Annotated in this window: 10 protein-coding genes; 5 read left to right on the top strand and 5 right to left on the bottom strand. The window is 71.2% G+C overall.

What is annotated here, in order from left to right; genetic code table 11:
* Nucleotides 1-18: 18 nt before the first annotated feature.
* Nucleotides 19-1,080, bottom strand: coding sequence for a succinylglutamate desuccinylase/aspartoacylase family protein (locus EXE52_RS06550; RefSeq protein WP_137703568.1), 1,062 nt, complete (start codon nucleotides 1,078-1,080; stop codon nucleotides 19-21).
* A 188-nt stretch (nucleotides 1,081-1,268) separates the two neighbouring features.
* Between EXE52_RS06550 and EXE52_RS06545 the strand changes: the two genes are divergently transcribed.
* Together EXE52_RS06545 and EXE52_RS06540 are read left to right on the top strand one after the other, a co-directional pair.
* Nucleotides 1,269-2,096 carry an MBL fold metallo-hydrolase gene (locus tag EXE52_RS06545; protein WP_089308435.1) on the top strand — a complete coding sequence of 276 codons (828 nt, stop codon included), beginning with the start codon at nucleotides 1,269-1,271 and terminating at the stop codon, nucleotides 2,094-2,096.
* Nucleotides 2,097-2,157: 61 nt separating this feature from the next.
* The gene (locus EXE52_RS06540; protein ID WP_137703567.1) at nucleotides 2,158-3,246 is read left to right on the top strand and encodes a molybdopterin-dependent oxidoreductase; all 1,089 of its coding nucleotides are present in this window, start codon (nucleotides 2,158-2,160) and stop codon (nucleotides 3,244-3,246) included.
* A gap of 19 nt (nucleotides 3,247-3,265) precedes the next feature.
* Here EXE52_RS06540 and EXE52_RS06535 read toward each other — a convergent pair whose 3' ends face one another.
* Nucleotides 3,266-5,767: a DEAD/DEAH box helicase gene (locus tag EXE52_RS06535; protein WP_049932671.1), complete on the bottom strand. Its 2,502-nt coding sequence runs from the start codon at nucleotides 5,765-5,767 to the stop codon at nucleotides 3,266-3,268.
* Nucleotides 5,768-6,083: 316 nt separating this feature from the next.
* Between EXE52_RS06535 and EXE52_RS06530 the strand changes: the two genes are divergently transcribed.
* Nucleotides 6,084-6,548, top strand: a complete 465-nt coding sequence (locus EXE52_RS06530; protein ID WP_049932670.1) for a DUF5807 family protein — start codon at nucleotides 6,084-6,086, stop codon at nucleotides 6,546-6,548.
* Nucleotides 6,549-6,584: 36 nt separating this feature from the next.
* On the opposite strand, the gene EXE52_RS06525 is transcribed toward EXE52_RS06530, so the two are convergent.
* From EXE52_RS06525 to EXE52_RS06515, 3 genes are read right to left on the bottom strand one after another with little or no spacing between them, the layout of a single operon-like run.
* Nucleotides 6,585-8,237: a long-chain fatty acid--CoA ligase gene (locus tag EXE52_RS06525; protein WP_089308432.1), complete on the bottom strand. Its 1,653-nt coding sequence runs from the start codon at nucleotides 8,235-8,237 to the stop codon at nucleotides 6,585-6,587.
* A gap of 57 nt (nucleotides 8,238-8,294) precedes the next feature.
* The gene (gene metX / locus EXE52_RS06520) at nucleotides 8,295-9,593 is read right to left on the bottom strand and encodes a homoserine O-acetyltransferase (protein WP_089308431.1); all 1,299 of its coding nucleotides are present in this window, start codon (nucleotides 9,591-9,593) and stop codon (nucleotides 8,295-8,297) included.
* The gene (locus EXE52_RS06515) at nucleotides 9,590-10,921 is read right to left on the bottom strand and encodes an O-acetylhomoserine aminocarboxypropyltransferase/cysteine synthase family protein (RefSeq protein WP_089308430.1); all 1,332 of its coding nucleotides are present in this window, start codon (nucleotides 10,919-10,921) and stop codon (nucleotides 9,590-9,592) included. The genes metX and EXE52_RS06515 overlap by 4 nt, the downstream gene beginning before the upstream one ends.
* 182 nt (nucleotides 10,922-11,103) lie before the next feature.
* Between EXE52_RS06515 and EXE52_RS06510 the strand changes: the two genes are divergently transcribed.
* Complete coding sequence (locus EXE52_RS06510) at nucleotides 11,104-13,287, top strand: glycoside hydrolase family 3 C-terminal domain-containing protein (protein WP_089308429.1); 2,184 nt, start codon at nucleotides 11,104-11,106, stop codon at nucleotides 13,285-13,287.
* A gap of 32 nt (nucleotides 13,288-13,319) precedes the next feature.
* Nucleotides 13,320-14,738 carry a DHH family phosphoesterase gene (locus EXE52_RS06505; RefSeq protein WP_089308428.1) on the top strand — a complete coding sequence of 473 codons (1,419 nt, stop codon included), beginning with the start codon at nucleotides 13,320-13,322 and terminating at the stop codon, nucleotides 14,736-14,738.
* Nucleotides 14,739-14,772: the final 34 nt, after the last annotated feature.

The raw sequence follows: 14,772 nt of genomic DNA, 5'->3' as shown, positions 1-14,772 counted from the left end.
CAGTCGGTTTCCGCTCTCTCACTCCACGTCGATCCGCTCCGCGACGCCGACGAGCGTCGCGCCCGCGGTGACCGTTGCCTCGCGGGCGACCGAGTACGCGATCCCGTCGCGGTCGGCGCGCGCGACCTGATGCGTCTCGAACGTCGTCGGGTCGAACACCTCGCCGACGCGGTCGCCCTCGGTCACCCGGTCCCCGACGGCGAGGTCTGGCTCGGGGACGAACAGCCCGGAGTCGCCGGCGGTCACCCGCCCGAGGTGGTTGCGCGCGACGACGCCGTCCCACGGCTCGGGCTCGCCGTCGAGCAGCCCCTCGTGTCGCAGCGCGCCGATCATCCCGGCCACGCCGGTCTCGACCGCCGCCGGGACGACCTCCCGGCTGTGGGCGAGCTCGGGCGTGATCGTCGGGATCCCCTCGCGGGTGGCCGCGACCCGGAGCTTCCCGGCGAACCCGCGCTCGTCCCACTCCGTGTCCGCGTCGTCTCCGGCCGCCTCCGCGAGCAGCAGGTCGGTGCCGAACGCCTCCGCGAGCCCGCGGCAGGCGTCGTCGCCGCGCATGTACACCGCGTGGGTCGCCATCGACGGCGACCCGGTGTGGAGGTCGACGATCGCGTCCGCCTCGCCCGCGAACGCCCAGAGCCGGGCGGCCATCCGGTCGTGGAGCGACCCCTCCGGGTCGCCGGGCCAGCATCGGTTCATGTTCGGCTGGCGCGAGTCGAGCGACTCCGGCGTCGTGTACGAGACCCGGTCGAAGGTGAGCGGGTCGGCGACGGGGACCGTCACGAGCGTGCCGGTGAGACCGGCGGCCGTGGGCTCGGCTCCGTCCCCGGTTTCGGCTCCGGACGCGCCCTCGGCGCCGTCGCCGACGAGCCGGTCGTGGAGCCGCCGGAGCACCGCGGTCCCGTTCACCTCCCGGCCGTGTTGGGCCGCTTGCGTGTACACCACGGGCGCGTCCTCGGGCGCGTCGAGTTCGGGGCTGTCGTCGCCGTCGACGAGTTCGCCCTCGCCGTACGCGTGGACGGTCGTCCGGATCGGCACGCCCGAGGGGAGCCGCGCGAGCGTCAGTTCTCGGCTGGTGTGCATGGTCCGGATCGGGGCGGATCGGGGTTATACCTCGGGGGTTCGGTCGCCGTGCGCTTCGGCCGCCGTGCGGTTCGGTCGCCGTGCGCTTCGGCCGCCGTGCGGTTCGGCCGCCGTGCGGTCGCTCCCGCCCCGACTTCTGCCGCGCCCCGACCGCGGACGCTAAGGCCGTGGCCCGCCGAGAGCGTCCCATGCGGGTCACCCTCCTCGGGACGGGCGACACGACGGGGACGCCGACCGTCGGCTGCGACTGCGACACCTGCGAACGGGCCCGCGAGCGCGGGGTGTCGCGGTCGCGCTTCTCCGTCCACATCGCCAACGAGCGCACCGGCGAGTCGCTGCTCGTCGACTTCAGTCCCGACTTCAGACAGCAGTTCCTCGCGGCCGACGTCCCCCTCCCTGACGCCGGGCTCGTGACGCACATCCACTTCGACCACCTCGACGGGCTCGGCAACGTCTACCGGCTCGTCGACGGGCTCCCGGTCCACGCGCCGAACGAGACCGACCCCGCGACGGATCAGAGCGTCGCCGAGACGATCCGCGACAAGTACGACTACCTCGAGGACCGGATTGGCGTCCACGCCCGCGAGCCGTTCGAGCCGTTCGAGACCTGCGGGTTCGAGGTCCGGTTCGTCCCGGTCGACCACCCGCCGCTCGTTTGTTACGGCGTCGTGATCGAGGATCCGGAGACAGGCGCGACGCTCTCGCTCACCGGCGACACCAGCTACGACGTCCCCGAGGCCTCCCGCGAGGCGCTCGCCGGCGCGGACCTGCTGCTCGCCGACGCCATCGTCCCCGCCTCGCTCTGTGAACACCACCCGATCGGCGGGCGCCACGAGGGGCCGGACGGCGTCCCGCGGACGTTCGGCACGAAGCACATGACCCGGGAGGGCGCGCTCGCGCTCGCGGACGACCTCGACGCCGACCGGACGCGGCTCGTCCACCTCGCGCACTTCTACCCCGCCGACGAGGCGTTCGAGGAGCCGCTGGCGGTCGACGGCGAAGTGTACGAGCTGTAGCTGGCGCGGCGACCGTCCGCGGGCTGTACCCTTTTGACCCGCTAGCACGTATCACGCGTAGATGGCCGCGAGGGACCGACTCCGGACCGCGCTCGACCGCCTGGAGCCGCCGCCGCGCGCGGTCGACTGGTCGCTGTTCGCGTTCGTCGTCGCCGAGGCGGTCACCGGGCTGGTCTCGTTCACCGTCGGCGTCCCCGAGGGGTGGCCCCTCTTCTGGCTCCACCGCGCGCTCGGCGTCGGCATCGTCGCGCTGCTCGCGTGGAAGCTCGCGCGGGTCCGCCGCCGGCTCACTGACCCGACCCTCTGGCAACGGTCGACCGCGCTCTCCGTCCTGACGCTCGTCGCCGCGGTCGGTGCCATCGGGACCGGCGTCGCGTGGGTGTTCGGCCTCGACGTGCGTCTCTCCTACTGGACCCTCCTGTCCGTTCACGTCGGGTTCGGGCTCGCGCTCGTCCCGCTCGTGGCCGCGCACGCCTCCACCCGGTTCCGCCCGCCTCGGCGCGTCGACTTCGAGCGGCGGCGGACCGCGGTCCGCTACTTCGCGCTGCTCGCGGCCGGCGGCACGACCTACCGCCTCCAGCAGGGGATCAACGACGCGCTCGACACGGCCGGAGCAGACCGGCGGTTCACCGGCTCGCAGCCCCGCGAGGGCGACGGAAACGGCGCCTTCCCGATCACCTCGTGGGTCGCCGACGACCCCGACCCGATCGACCGGGACGCGTACCGGCTGGCGGTCGACGGCCTCGTGAGCGACCCCGTCGAACTGACGGCCGCGGACCTCGCCGCGGGCCACGAGACCGAGGCCCTGCTCGACTGTACGAGCGGGTGGTACACGGTCCAGGAGTGGGGCGGGATCCGCGTCGGCGACCTGCTCGACGCGGCCGGAGATATCGACGGCGACGCGGCCCACGTCCGGTTTACGTCCGTGACGGGCTACCGCTGGAGTCTCCCCCTCGACGAGGCCGAGGACGCGCTGCTCGCGACGCACGTGGGCGGAGAGCGGCTGAGCCACGGCCACGGCGCGCCCGCCCGACTGGTCGCGCCCGACCGCCGGGGTTTCCAGTGGGTGAAATGGGTGACGCGCGTGGAGGTCCGGTCGGAGTACGACCTCGGGCAGTGGGTGGTGACGCTGGTGAGCGGGTTCGACTAACTCCGCGGCCGGTCCGGCCTCACTCGTACTCGGTCCCGACGACCTCGCGGATGCGCTCCGCGGTCACCGGGCCGACGCCGTCGACGTCCAGTAAGTCGTCTTCGGGCGCGGTCATCACGGCCTCGACGGTGCCGAAGTGTTCCAGCAGCGTCCGCGCCGTCACGGGCCCGATGTCGGCGATCGAGGAGACGACGTACTCCTGCTGTTCCGCGCGGGTCTTCGTCGTCTTCTCGCCGTGGACGCTCACCTCGCGGTCGCGCGTCTCCTGCTCCCGCTTGGCGATCGTCGCGAGCAGCTCGGTGGTGTCCTCCTCGCCCTCGGTGCGGAGGACGCTCACGTCGAAGTCGACCGCGAGCGACGCGAGCGCGCCGCGGATCGCGTTCGGGTCGATATCGCGCTGGCCGTAGAGGTTCGTCCCTTCGACGACCATGACGGGGCGAGCGTACGCCCGCGAGAGCTCGCCCACCTGCTCGAACATCGACCGGTCGGAATCGAGCATCGAGTCGACGAAGTCGGCCGCCGACTTGCGCTCGACCGCGACGCGGTCCGAGAGGACGTAGTCGCCGACCGCGAGCGTCTCCAGCCGGGTGACGAGGCCGTCGCGCGTCGAGAGGTCCTTCGCGATCGAGGAGTCGAGCTCGCGCTGGTCGACGACAACCTCGACGCCCTCGTCGACGCCGGCGGTGGCGACGACGCCGTCGTCGCCTGCGTCCGTCTCTCCCTCGACCTCCGTCTCTCCGCCAGCCTCGGCCTCCACGTCGTCCACGTCGTCTTCTCCCTCCCGCGCTTCCGCAGCGAAGTCGGTGAGACCGGCGTCGCCCTCGTCGTCACCGCCGATCTCGCCTTCATCGTCACCATCGACTTCGCCCTCAGCCTCACCCTGGTCATCGCCCGAGCCGCCTTCGCCAGAGTCGCCCTCGCTCGCGGACCCGCCGGCGAACGCGTCGAGGCCGGCCTGTCCCTCGTCGCCGACTGACTCCTCGATGTCGTCGGTGGCCTCCTTCAGCTCGGCGAGCTGGCTGGCCATCTTCTTTTCTCGGCGCCGTGAGATCCAGAAGAACGCCTCGTCGCGGGTGTCCTCGGCCATCAGGACGACGACCTTTCCCTCGGCCTGCCGGCCCGTCCGCCCCTTGCGCTGGATCGAGCGGATCGCAGTGGGGACGGGCTCGTAGAAGCAGACGAGGTCGACCTCGGGCACGTCGAGGCCCTCCTCCGCGACCGAGGTGGAGACGAGCACCTCGAACTTGCCCGTCTTGAATTCGTCGAGCGTCTCTTGTTGCTGTTTCTGGCTCATCCCGTCGGAGCCGTCCTTGTCGCCCTGTCCGACGAACTTGCGCACGTCGAAGCTGGCGGAGAGGAACTCCACGAGCGCCTCGGCGGTGTCGCGGGACTCGGTGAACAGGATGGCGCGCTCGCCCTCGTTGATCCCGAGCGTCTCCGCCAGCAGGATGCGGGCCTTCGAGAACTTCGGGTGGAGCCCGTCGAACGACTCCGCCTTCCGCATCGCTTCTCTCACTTTGGGGTCCGCGACCATGCGCTGGCTGGCCTTCGACGCGCCCGACGACCGGGCGGCCTCGCGCTGGCGCTCGAAGTAGCGACGCACGGACTCGACGGACTGCGTCTCGACAAGCTCGGTCGCGCGCCGGAGCTTCATCACCTCGGCGTGGGTGGACATCCCCTTGTACCCCTCCGACTGGTCGTTGTCCATCATCTGTTTCAGCTGCCCCCGCATCTTGTTGAGGTCCTTCTGCGAGAGGTCGGGGTTCGTCGTGTTCGTCACGCCGAGCTGTTTCAGCTTCTCCAGCCGGTCCGTGATCACCTCGTTGAGCGCGTCCCGGATCGCGAGCACCTCGTCCGGCAAGGTGACTTGCTCCCACCCGACATCGGTGTCGTGAGTGTACTCGTCGACGTCGGCGTCCTCCTCGGTCATCACCTCGACGTTGACGAGCCCGAGGTTCTCGCAGACCGTCTCGATCTCCTCGGTGTCGCCGCCCGGCGAGGCCGACATCCCGGTGACGAGGGGGTCGGCTGCGTCGGCGTGGTACCGCTCCGCGATGTAGACGTACGCGTAGTCGCCGGTCGCGCGGTGGCACTCGTCGAAGGTGAGGTGGGTCACGTCGCGCAGCGAGATCCGGTTACCGACGAGGTCGTTCTCGACGACCTGCGGCGTCGCGATCGCGATGCGCGCGTCGTCCCAGAGCGCGGCGCGGTCGTCGGGCTTCACGTCGCCGGTGAACACGACGATCTCGTCGTCCGGAATCTCAAGCGCCTCGCGGTAGAAGTCCGCGTGCTGCTGGACGAGGGGCTTCGTGGGGGCCAAGAAGAGCGCCTTCCCGCCCGCCTCGTGGAGGCGCTCGACGGTGACGAGCAGGCTGACCGTCGTCTTGCCGAGGCCGGTCGGGAGACAGACCAGCGTGTGTTTGTCGGCGGCGGCGTCCGCCAACTGGAGCTGGTAGCGGCGCCGCTGGAGGAAGTCGTCGACGAGCAGGGGTCTGTCGATCCCGGCGGCCTCGGTCGCCATCGGCGGTGCTTCGCCGCCGTCGGCCTAAAGCCTTCGCGAAGCGGGGTGAAAGTTATCCGTCGACGGAACGCTCCTCTCGGAGCTCCTCCGGAACGTCCTCGTCGACCAGCTGCGCCCACTCCGCGAGCCGGTCGTCGGATCTGTTCTGCGTGCTCATTACGCGACGGATCTCCGTGGTGCGTATTAACAGTTACCCCGATTCCACACGATCTATTATATGCTCGGCGGATCGCCGCTCCGCGATCGCCCGCGACCGGAGCCGGTTCCGCTCGAGGCGACACGCACACCTTTTACCGCTCACGCGCCTCCGGGCGGCATGAGCAACCTCGACGAGTTCCTCGCGGGCGAGCGGCTCGACGACGTGGTCTTCTACCTGAGCGACGCGTACCTCGACGACGACTCCCGGCTGCGCGAGGTCGGCACCGAGACCGCCGGCGGCGTGCGGCTGATCCTCGACGGCGAGACCGGGCGGTCGGCGTTCCAGGCCGGCACGGGCATGGGCGCGATGGAGTTCGCGAAGACGGCGATGGCCGCGGAGGGCGAGATCGCGCGCTCGCTCGACGACGGCGCGTGTCCGTTCGCGGACGGCCCGGACGCGGACGACGCGAGCGAGGATCCCGAAGCCGACCACGACATCCAGTTCATCTTCGCGTTCGCCGAGGCGCAAAACGAGGAGGTCGGCGGCCTCTACGCCGAGGGCGACGTGGTCCACGCGTACGCTCACTGTACCTGCGGCGAGAGCTACTCGCACAAGTGGGTCGTCGGCGACCGCGACGACTGAAAGCCCGCCGAGCGACCGGCTACCCGCTCGGCTCGACTACTCCTGCTCGGGCGCGTCGTCTTCCGGGACGGCCCCCTCGACGAGCGACTGGTCGCCGTACTGCTCCCGGAGGTCCTTCTTCGAGAACTTCCCGGTGGCGGTCTTGGGAACCTCGTCGATGAACTCCACCGCGTCCGGGACCCACCACTTGGGGTACTCCTCGCGGAGCCCGGTCTCGATCCGCTCGACGAGCTCGTCGCGGTCGACGCCCTCGGCCACGACGATGAACGCCACGGGGCGCTCCTGCCAGCGCTCGTGGGGCACGCCGACGACGGCCGCCTCGCTGACGCCGTCGTAGGCCATGATCGCGTTCTCCAACTCGACGCTGGAGATCCACTCGCCGCCGGACTTGATCACGTCCTTCGTCCGGTCGACGAGCTGCATGTAGCCGTCCTCGTCGACGGTGACCACGTCGCCGGTCTTCAGCCAGCCGTCGACGAACTCCTCCTCGTTCGCCTCGGGGCGCTTGAAGTACTCCTTCGTGACCCACGGGCCGCGGATCCGGAGCTCACCGAACGCCTCGCCGTCCCACGGGATCTCCTCGCCGTCCTCGTCGATGACCTCGAACTCCAGGCCGGGAGCGACGAGCCCCTGCTTCGAGCGCTTGTTCACCTGCGTCTCGTACTCGGCGTCGCGAAGGTCATCTTTGAGATGCGAGACGGTGCCGATCGGCGACAGCTCCGTCATCCCCCACGCGTGGAGCACCTCCACGTCGCGCTCGTCGTACCACTCGACCAGTGCCTTCGGCGCGGCCGCGCCGCCGATGATCACGGTGTCGAGCGTCGAGAGGTCTACCTCGTTACCCCCCTCGATGTACTCGCGGAGGCCGAGCCACACCGTCGGCACGCCCGCGGAGATGGTCACGCCCTCCTCTTCGATCAGCGCCGCGAGGTCCGCGGGGTCCGGCGAGGGACCGGGGTAGACGTGCTTCGCGCCCGCGGCGGCGGCGGTGAACGGCATCCCCCACGCGTTGACGTGGAACATGGGAACGACAGGCATCACCACGTCGGAGTCCTCCATCGGGATCCCCTGCGGGGTCTGGGAGGCCATCGTGTGGCTCCATAGCATCGAGTGGGTGTACTCGACCCCCTTCGGCTTCCCCGTCGTGCCGGAGGTGTAACAGAGGCCGGCGGGCTGGTCGCCGTCGAGGTCCGGCCAGTCGTACTCGGTCGAGTGGTCCGCGATGAACTCCTCGTAGGCGGGCGCGTCGAGCGCGTCGATGCCCTCCGAGCCCATCGCGACGAAGTCGACGCCGTCGAACTCTTCCGCCCCCTCCGCGGCGCCCGCGATCTTCTCGGCGAGCGACGGGTCGACGAAGATGATCTCGTCTTGGGCGTCGTCGACGATGTACCGGATGTGCTCGTCGGGCAGCAGCGGGTTGATCGTGTGGAGCTGCGCGCCCGTGTTCGGGACGCCGAAGTACGTCTCGAAGTGCCGCGTGTGGTTCCAACAGAACGTCGCGACGCGGTCGCCGCGCTCGATCCCGTGGTCGTCTAAGGCGTTCGCGAGCCGGGCCGTCCGGTCGGCGTACTCGGCATACGTGTGCCGCGTCCGCCCCTCGTGCGTCCGCGAGACGATCTCGGTGTCGGGGTACAGTCGCTCGGCGCGCCACATGAACGGTCGCAGGGTCTGCGCGTGTCCGCCTGGCATACCTCTCACCTCACGCGGTCTGGAACTATGAACGTTATCATGATTGATCGTGACTCTTCACCCCCGAAACAGGCTCGCGTGGACCGGCGCGTGGTTAGAGTCTGGCCGCGGGTCGTCGCCGTCGTCGCCGTCCTCGTCGGAGACGGCGCGGCCGTCGACGCCGTCGGCGAGGAAGTCTCGGACCGGCGGGCCGACGTGTTCCGGCTCGACGAGGAACGCGTCGTGGCCGTGGTCGGAGTCGACCACGTGGTGGGCGACCGGCACCCCGGCCTCGCGGAACGCGTCGCCCAACGACGCCGACTGCTCGACGGTGAAGTGCCAGTCGGCGGTGAAGCTCATCAGCAGCGTCTCGCCCTCGAACGCGGCGAGGGCGTCGGCGTCGGTCCCGTGGCCGGCGGCGAGGTCGTACTCGTCCATCGCGCGCGTCAGATAGAGGTAGCTGTTCGCGTCGAAGCGGTCGCCGAACCCCTCCGCCTGGTAGTCGAGGTACGACTCGACCTCGCGGTACGGGAAGAACCCGGCTGTCGGCTCCGGCGGCAGCCCGAGGTCCCCGTCCTCGCGCGTCAGGGAGTCGCGGCCGGCCGACCGGCGCCCGAACTTCCGCTCCATCGACGCCTTCGAGAGGTACATGATGTGGCCGATCTGGCGGGCGATCGCGAGTCCCTCGGTCGGGGCCGGCCGGTCGTCGCCGTAGTAGTCGCCCCCGTTCCAGTCCGCGTCCGCGCGGATCGCCCGGCGCGCCACCGCGTCGAGCGCGAGACACTGCGCGTCGAGGCGTCCGGCCGTCGCGATCGCGACCACGCGGTCGACGTCGTCCGGGTACCGCTTCGCCCACTCCAAGGCGTTCATCCCGCCGACGCTGCCGCCGACGACCGCCCGAAGCCGCCCCACGCCGAGGTGGTCGAGCAGCCGGCGCTGCGCGCGCGCCCAGTCCTCAACTTGGACCGGCGGGAACGCGGTCCCCCACCGGCCGTGGTCGGGCTCCTCGCGGAGGTCGAGGTCCGCGGGTCGCTCGCTGGCGGGGCCGGTCGTCCCGTAACAGGAGCCCGGAACGTTCGCGCAGACGACGTAGTACTCGGTCGTGTCGATCGCCTTCCCCGGGCCGACGACGTCGTCCCACCACGCCCGGGCCTGCCCGGCCTGCCCGGCCCCGGTGGTCTCCGCGTCCCGCTCCGGCTCGGGGGAGCGCGCGACGTTCTGGCTCCCGGTGAGCGCGTGGCAGACGAGCACGACGTTGTCGCCGTCGAACTCGCCGTGCGTCTCGTAGGCGACCTCGAAGTCGGGGACCGACTGCCCGCACTCGAAGGTGAACTCGCCGAGCGAGGCGACGCCGTGGTCGGTCGGGACGGCGCTCATCGGTCCGCCCCCTCGTCCGCGGCCCGCTCCTCCTCGGTCCGGCCCGCCGCGACGTGCTCGCCCGCGGCCAGTCCCGCGTCGAGGTCGGCGATCACGTCGTCGGGGTCCTCGATCCCCACCGAGAGCCGGAGCATCTCGGGGTAGACGCCCGCGAGCCGCTGCTCGTCCTCGTCCATCTGCGCGTGGGTGGTCGAGGCGGGGTGGATGACGAGCGTCTTCGCGTCACCGATGTTCGCGAGGAAACTCGTCAGGTCGACCGACTCGCAGAAGGTCTTTGCGGCCTCGTATCCGCCGTCGACGCCGAAGGTGACCATCCCACCGAAGCCGTCGAGGTACTCCGCGGCGTTGCCGTGGCTCTCGTGGTCCTCGAAGCCGGGGTACGTCACCCAGTCGACGCGGTCGTCGCCGCGGAGGAACTCGGCCACCCGCCGCGCGTTCTCGCAGTGGCGATCCATTCGCAAGGGGAGCGTGTTCAGCCCCTGGATCGTCTGCCACGCGTCGAAGGGCGACTGCTGGCCGCCGGTCGGCCGCACGCCGCGCTGGCGGGCGACGTTCGCGAACGCGGCGTCGCCGAACTGCTCGACGAAGTCGATCGGGTACGCGGGCGATTCGCCGTCGAGCTCGGCGTAGTCGGCGTCGGGGTGGTCCCACGGGAACTGCCCGCCGTCGATCACGACGCCGCCGACGGTGGTGCCGTTGCCCGTGATCCACTTCGTCGTCGACTCCCAGACGATGTCGGCGCCGTGCTCGAACGGCCGACAGCAGTACGGCGTCGCGAACGTGTTGTCGACGACGAGCGGCACCGCGTTCTCGTGGGCGATCTCGGCGAGCCGCTCGAAGTCGGGCGTGACGAGCGAGGGGTTCGCGAGCGTCTCGACGTGGACGAACGCGGTGTCGTTGTCGATTGCGTCGGCGTACGCGTCGTAGTCGAGGGTCTCCACGAGCCGCGTCTCGATCCCGCGGCGGTCCGCGACGCTGGTGAGGTACGCGGCCGTCCCGCCGTACATCTCGGAGCTGGCGACGACGTTGTCGCCCGCGCTCGCGAGGACGGTGGTTATCGCGTCGAACGCGGCCATCCCCGAGCCCGTCGCGACCGCGTCCGACCCGCCGGCGAGGTCGGCGAGCCGCTCTTCTAAGACGTTCACCGTCGGGTTTGAGAGCCGGGAGTAGACGTGGCCCTCCGCCCGGAGCGCGTACAGCTCCGCCGCCGTGTCCGCGTCGTCGAAAACGTACGAGGTCGTCTGGTGGATCGGCGTGGCGCGGGCGCCGGTCGCCGCGTCGGGCTCGGCGCCGGCGTGGAGACTCCGGGTGGAAAACCCACGTGTCATGTACGTAGTGTATATCTCTGGACACTGCTATAACCGTCAGTTACGGCAAGTGATGCCTCGGCCTGTCCCGCGGCGGACACCGAACGGCGCGCCGCGGCTCGAGACCGAACCCGTCGCTACTGCGACGCCGCTTGGAGAACGCCCCCCGAAACGGTTTCCGGCAGTCTCACGAGGATTCGGGTATGACTGAAACACCCACACCTGCCGACCTCGTCGCCGACCTCACGCTGACGGAGAAGGTCCGACTCGTCCACGGGGCCGTCGACCCTGAGGGTCGGGCGACGGGCTACGTCCCGGGCGTCGAGCGCCTCAACATCCCCCCGCTCCGGCTGGTCGACGGGCCGCTCGGTGTCCGGGTCCCCGGCGAGTCGGCGACCGCGTTCCCCGCGCCGGTGGCGCTCGCCGCGACCTTTGACTCGGCTCTCGCGCGCGAGCACGGCGCGGCGCTCGGCCGGGAGACGCGCGGCGCGGGACAGGACGCCCTGCTCGCGCCCGGCGTCAACCTGATCCGCGTCCCGCACAACGGCCGGAACTTCGAGTACCTCTCCGAGGACCCGGTCCTCTCCGCGACGATGGGCGCGCGGGTGGTCGCGGGGATCCAGTCGGCGGACGTCATTGCCACCCCCAAACACTACGTCGCGAACAGTCAGGAGACGCATCGCGCGTCGGTCAGTGCCGAGATCGGCGAGCGCGCGCTCCGGGAGTGTTATCTCCCCTCGTTCCGCGACGCCGTCGAGGCGGGCGCGGGATCGGTGATGACCGCCTACAACGGCGTCGACGGCGTCCGGATGAGTGACCACCGCGAGCTCGTAACCGGGGTGCTGAAAGGCAAGTGGGGGTTCGACGGGTTCATTGTCTCCGATTGGTACGGAACGGAGGGCGCGGCGGCCACGGCCAACGCGGGCCTCGACGTGGAGATGCCGGGCACCTCGCCCGAGGCGCTCCACGACGGGACGGAAGATAAGGGCGACGAGTCCGACGGCGGCGGCTTCGACGACCTCCCCGAATCGATCGCTCGCGGCATGCCCGATCCGCGGACCTGCGAGGGGTTCGCCGAGACGCTCGCCAACGCGGTGCGAGACGGCGACGTCCCCGAGTCACGCCTCAACGACATGGTCGTCCGGGTCCTCCGCGCAATGGACGGCGTCGGGCTCTTACGTGACGTAGACGAGCGCGCCGACGGCGCCGTCGACACGCCGGCCCACCGCGAGCACGCCCGCGAGGTCGCCGCGCGAGGGACCGTCCTGCTGAAGAACGACGGCGGGGCGCTCCCTCTCGACGACGATGCCGATGTCGCCGTGATCGGCCCGAACGTCGACGAGGCGGTCCTCGGCGGCGGCGGCTCCTCGGAGACGACGCCGGTCGTCTCCACGGCGCCGGTCGAGGGGTTCGAGTCCCGCGCCGCGGGCGACGTGACCGTTCGCTACGGGCTCCCGCGAGTCGAGGGCGTCTCGATGTTCGACCTCCTCGCGGGCGACGACGGGACCGACGGGGACGCGCGCGATCCCGACGTCGACGGCGCGGTCGACGCCGCGGGCGACGCCGACGCCGCGGTGGTCTTCGTGCGCGACGCCGCCACCGAGGCGATGGACCGCGAATCGCTCCGGCTCCCCGGTCGACAGGACGAACTCGTCGAGCGGACCGCGGCCGCCGCGACCCGGACCGTCGTCGTCGTCAACGCCAGCGGTCCGGTCGAGCTGCCCTGGCGCGACGCCGTCGACGCGGTCCTGGTGAACTGGTACCCGGGACAGGCGCACGGCGACGCCGTCGCGAGCGTCTGCTACGGCGACGCCGACCCCGGCGGACGGTTACCGGTGACGTTCGCCCCTGAGGGGGCATACCCGACCGCGGTCGACGAGCGCCGCTTCCCCGGCGTCGATGGCGAAGTGAGCCATGACGAGGGGGTGTTCGTCGGCTACCGCTGGTTCGACGCGGACGACGACCGCGCCGCGGGCGCAGGCGACGCCGAACCGACCTACCCGTTCGGCCACGGCCATTCGTACGCGACCTTCGAGTACCGCGACGCGAGCGTCGAGGCGGCGCCGGCGGCCGACGCCGAGCGTCGGGCGACCGTCACCGTCGCGAACGTCTCCGACCGCGACGGCCGCGAGGTCGTCCAGGCGTACGTTCGCCCGCCGGCCGTGGACGGGGTCGACCGCCCGGTCCGGGAGCTCGCGGGGTTCGCGAGCGTCGCTGTCCCGGCGGGTGAGGTACGTACCGTCGAAATCGTGCTCGACGAGCGCGCGTTCGCGCGGTACGGGGAGTCAGGGTGGCGGGTCGACCCCGGCGAATACGCCGTCGAGATCGGCCGTTCGAGCCGGGACGCGCGGGTTGAGCGCGTCGTCGACCGCCGCGACGAAGCGTGAGTTTATCCACGGTCGCGAGCCAACAAGAGGTAATGGCAGTCGCCGCCCCCGTTCCCGACCTCGCCGACCGCGCGACCGACTGCGCCGACCGCCTGCGCGAGGCCGACAGGGTGCTGCTCGCGTCCCACATCGACGCCGACGGGATCACGAGCGCCGCGGTCGCGTCCACCGGGCTCGCCCGGGCGGGGATCGACCACGAGGTCGTCTTCGAGAAGCAGCTCGACGCCGACTCGATCGCCGGGATCGCCGCCCGCGAGTTCGACGTGGTGCTGTTCACCGACTTCGGCTCCGGCCAGCTCGACGCCATCGCCGACCACGAGGACCGCGGCGACTTCGTCCCCGTCATCGCTGACCACCACCAGCCCGCCGACCGCGACACGCGGTACCACCTCAACCCCCTCTTGGAGGGGATCGACGGCGCGAGCGAGCTGTCGGGTGCCGGCGCGAGCTACCTTCTCGCCCGCGCGCTGGAGGGGCCCGACGGCGACAACCGCGACCTCGCCGGGCTCGCCGTCGTCGGCGCGGTCGGCGACATGCAGGACTCGGCGGACGGGCTCGTCGGCGCCAACGAGTCGATCGTCGCTGACGGCGTCGACGCCGGCGTCCTCAACGCGCAGACCGACCTCGACCTGTACGGCAGACAGACCCGCCCGCTCCCGAAGCTGCTGGAGTACGCCTCCGACGTGGACATCCCGGGGATCTCGAACGACGAGGCGGGGGCCATCTCCTTCCTCACCGACCTCGACGTCGACGTGAAACGCGACGGGGAGTGGCGCCGCTGGGTAGACCTCGACGCGGAAGAGCGCCAGCGGCTCGCCTCCGCGCTGATGCGCCGCGCGGTCGTCTCGGGCGTCCCGTCCGAGCGGATCGAGGCGCTCGTCGGGACCTCCTACACGCTGGTCGACGAGGAGCCCGGAACGGAGCTGCGAGATGTCAGTGAGTTCTCGACGCTGCTCAACGCGACCGCCCGCTACGAGCGCGGCGACGTCGGCCTCGCGGTGTGTCTCGGCGACCGCGGCGACGCGCTCGCGGAGGCGCGCCGGCTGCTGCGCACGCACCGGCGGAACCTCTCTGAGGGCCTCCAGTGGGTCAAAACCGAGGGCGTCACCCACGAGGACCACCTCCAGTGGTTCGACGCCGGCTCCCGCATCCGCGAGACGATCGTCGGTATCGTCGCCGGGATGGCGGTCGGCTCCCCCGCGGTCGACCGGTCGAAGCCGGTGATCGCCTTCGCCGAGGAGAGCGCCGAGGAACTGAAGGTCTCCTCGCGCGGCTCGCACGCGCTCGTCCGGCGGGGGCTCGACCTCTCGACGGTGATGCGCGAGGCGAGCCGATCGGTCGGCGGCGACGGCGGCGGCCACGACGTGGCCGCGGGCGCGACCATCCCGATCGGCGAGCGCGACGCGTTCCTCGCCGAGGCGGACCGGATCGTCGGTGAACAGCTCTCGTGAACGCCGTCGGCTCCCCGCCCGCCCACTCGCCGAC

The organism is Halorubrum sp. CGM4_25_10-8A, from assembly GCF_005435025.1.
GTDB lineage: Archaea > Halobacteriota > Halobacteria > Halobacteriales > Haloferacaceae > Halorubrum > Halorubrum ezzemoulense.
Note: the sequence above shows the minus strand (reverse complement) of the source record. Positions and strands in the feature narration are given on the sequence as shown.

Excerpts from the sequence above, each read along its gene's own strand:
- EXE52_RS06550 (WP_137703568.1), bottom strand. The coding sequence starts at position 1,080 with ATGCACACCAGCCGAGAACTGACGCTCGCGCGGCTCCCCTCGGGCGTG.
- EXE52_RS06545 (WP_089308435.1), top strand. The coding sequence starts at position 1,269 with ATGCGGGTCACCCTCCTCGGGACGGGCGACACGACGGGGACGCCGACC.
- EXE52_RS06540 (WP_137703567.1), top strand. The coding sequence starts at position 2,158 with ATGGCCGCGAGGGACCGACTCCGGACCGCGCTCGACCGCCTGGAGCCG.
- EXE52_RS06535 (WP_049932671.1), bottom strand. The coding sequence starts at position 5,767 with ATGGCGACCGAGGCCGCCGGGATCGACAGACCCCTGCTCGTCGACGAC.
- EXE52_RS06530 (WP_049932670.1), top strand. The coding sequence starts at position 6,084 with ATGAGCAACCTCGACGAGTTCCTCGCGGGCGAGCGGCTCGACGACGTG.
- EXE52_RS06525 (WP_089308432.1), bottom strand. The coding sequence starts at position 8,237 with ATGCCAGGCGGACACGCGCAGACCCTGCGACCGTTCATGTGGCGCGCC.
- metX (WP_089308431.1), bottom strand. The coding sequence starts at position 9,593 with ATGAGCGCCGTCCCGACCGACCACGGCGTCGCCTCGCTCGGCGAGTTC.
- EXE52_RS06515 (WP_089308430.1), bottom strand. The coding sequence starts at position 10,921 with ATGACACGTGGGTTTTCCACCCGGAGTCTCCACGCCGGCGCCGAGCCC.
- EXE52_RS06510 (WP_089308429.1), top strand. The coding sequence starts at position 11,104 with ATGACTGAAACACCCACACCTGCCGACCTCGTCGCCGACCTCACGCTG.
- EXE52_RS06505 (WP_089308428.1), top strand. The coding sequence starts at position 13,320 with ATGGCAGTCGCCGCCCCCGTTCCCGACCTCGCCGACCGCGCGACCGAC.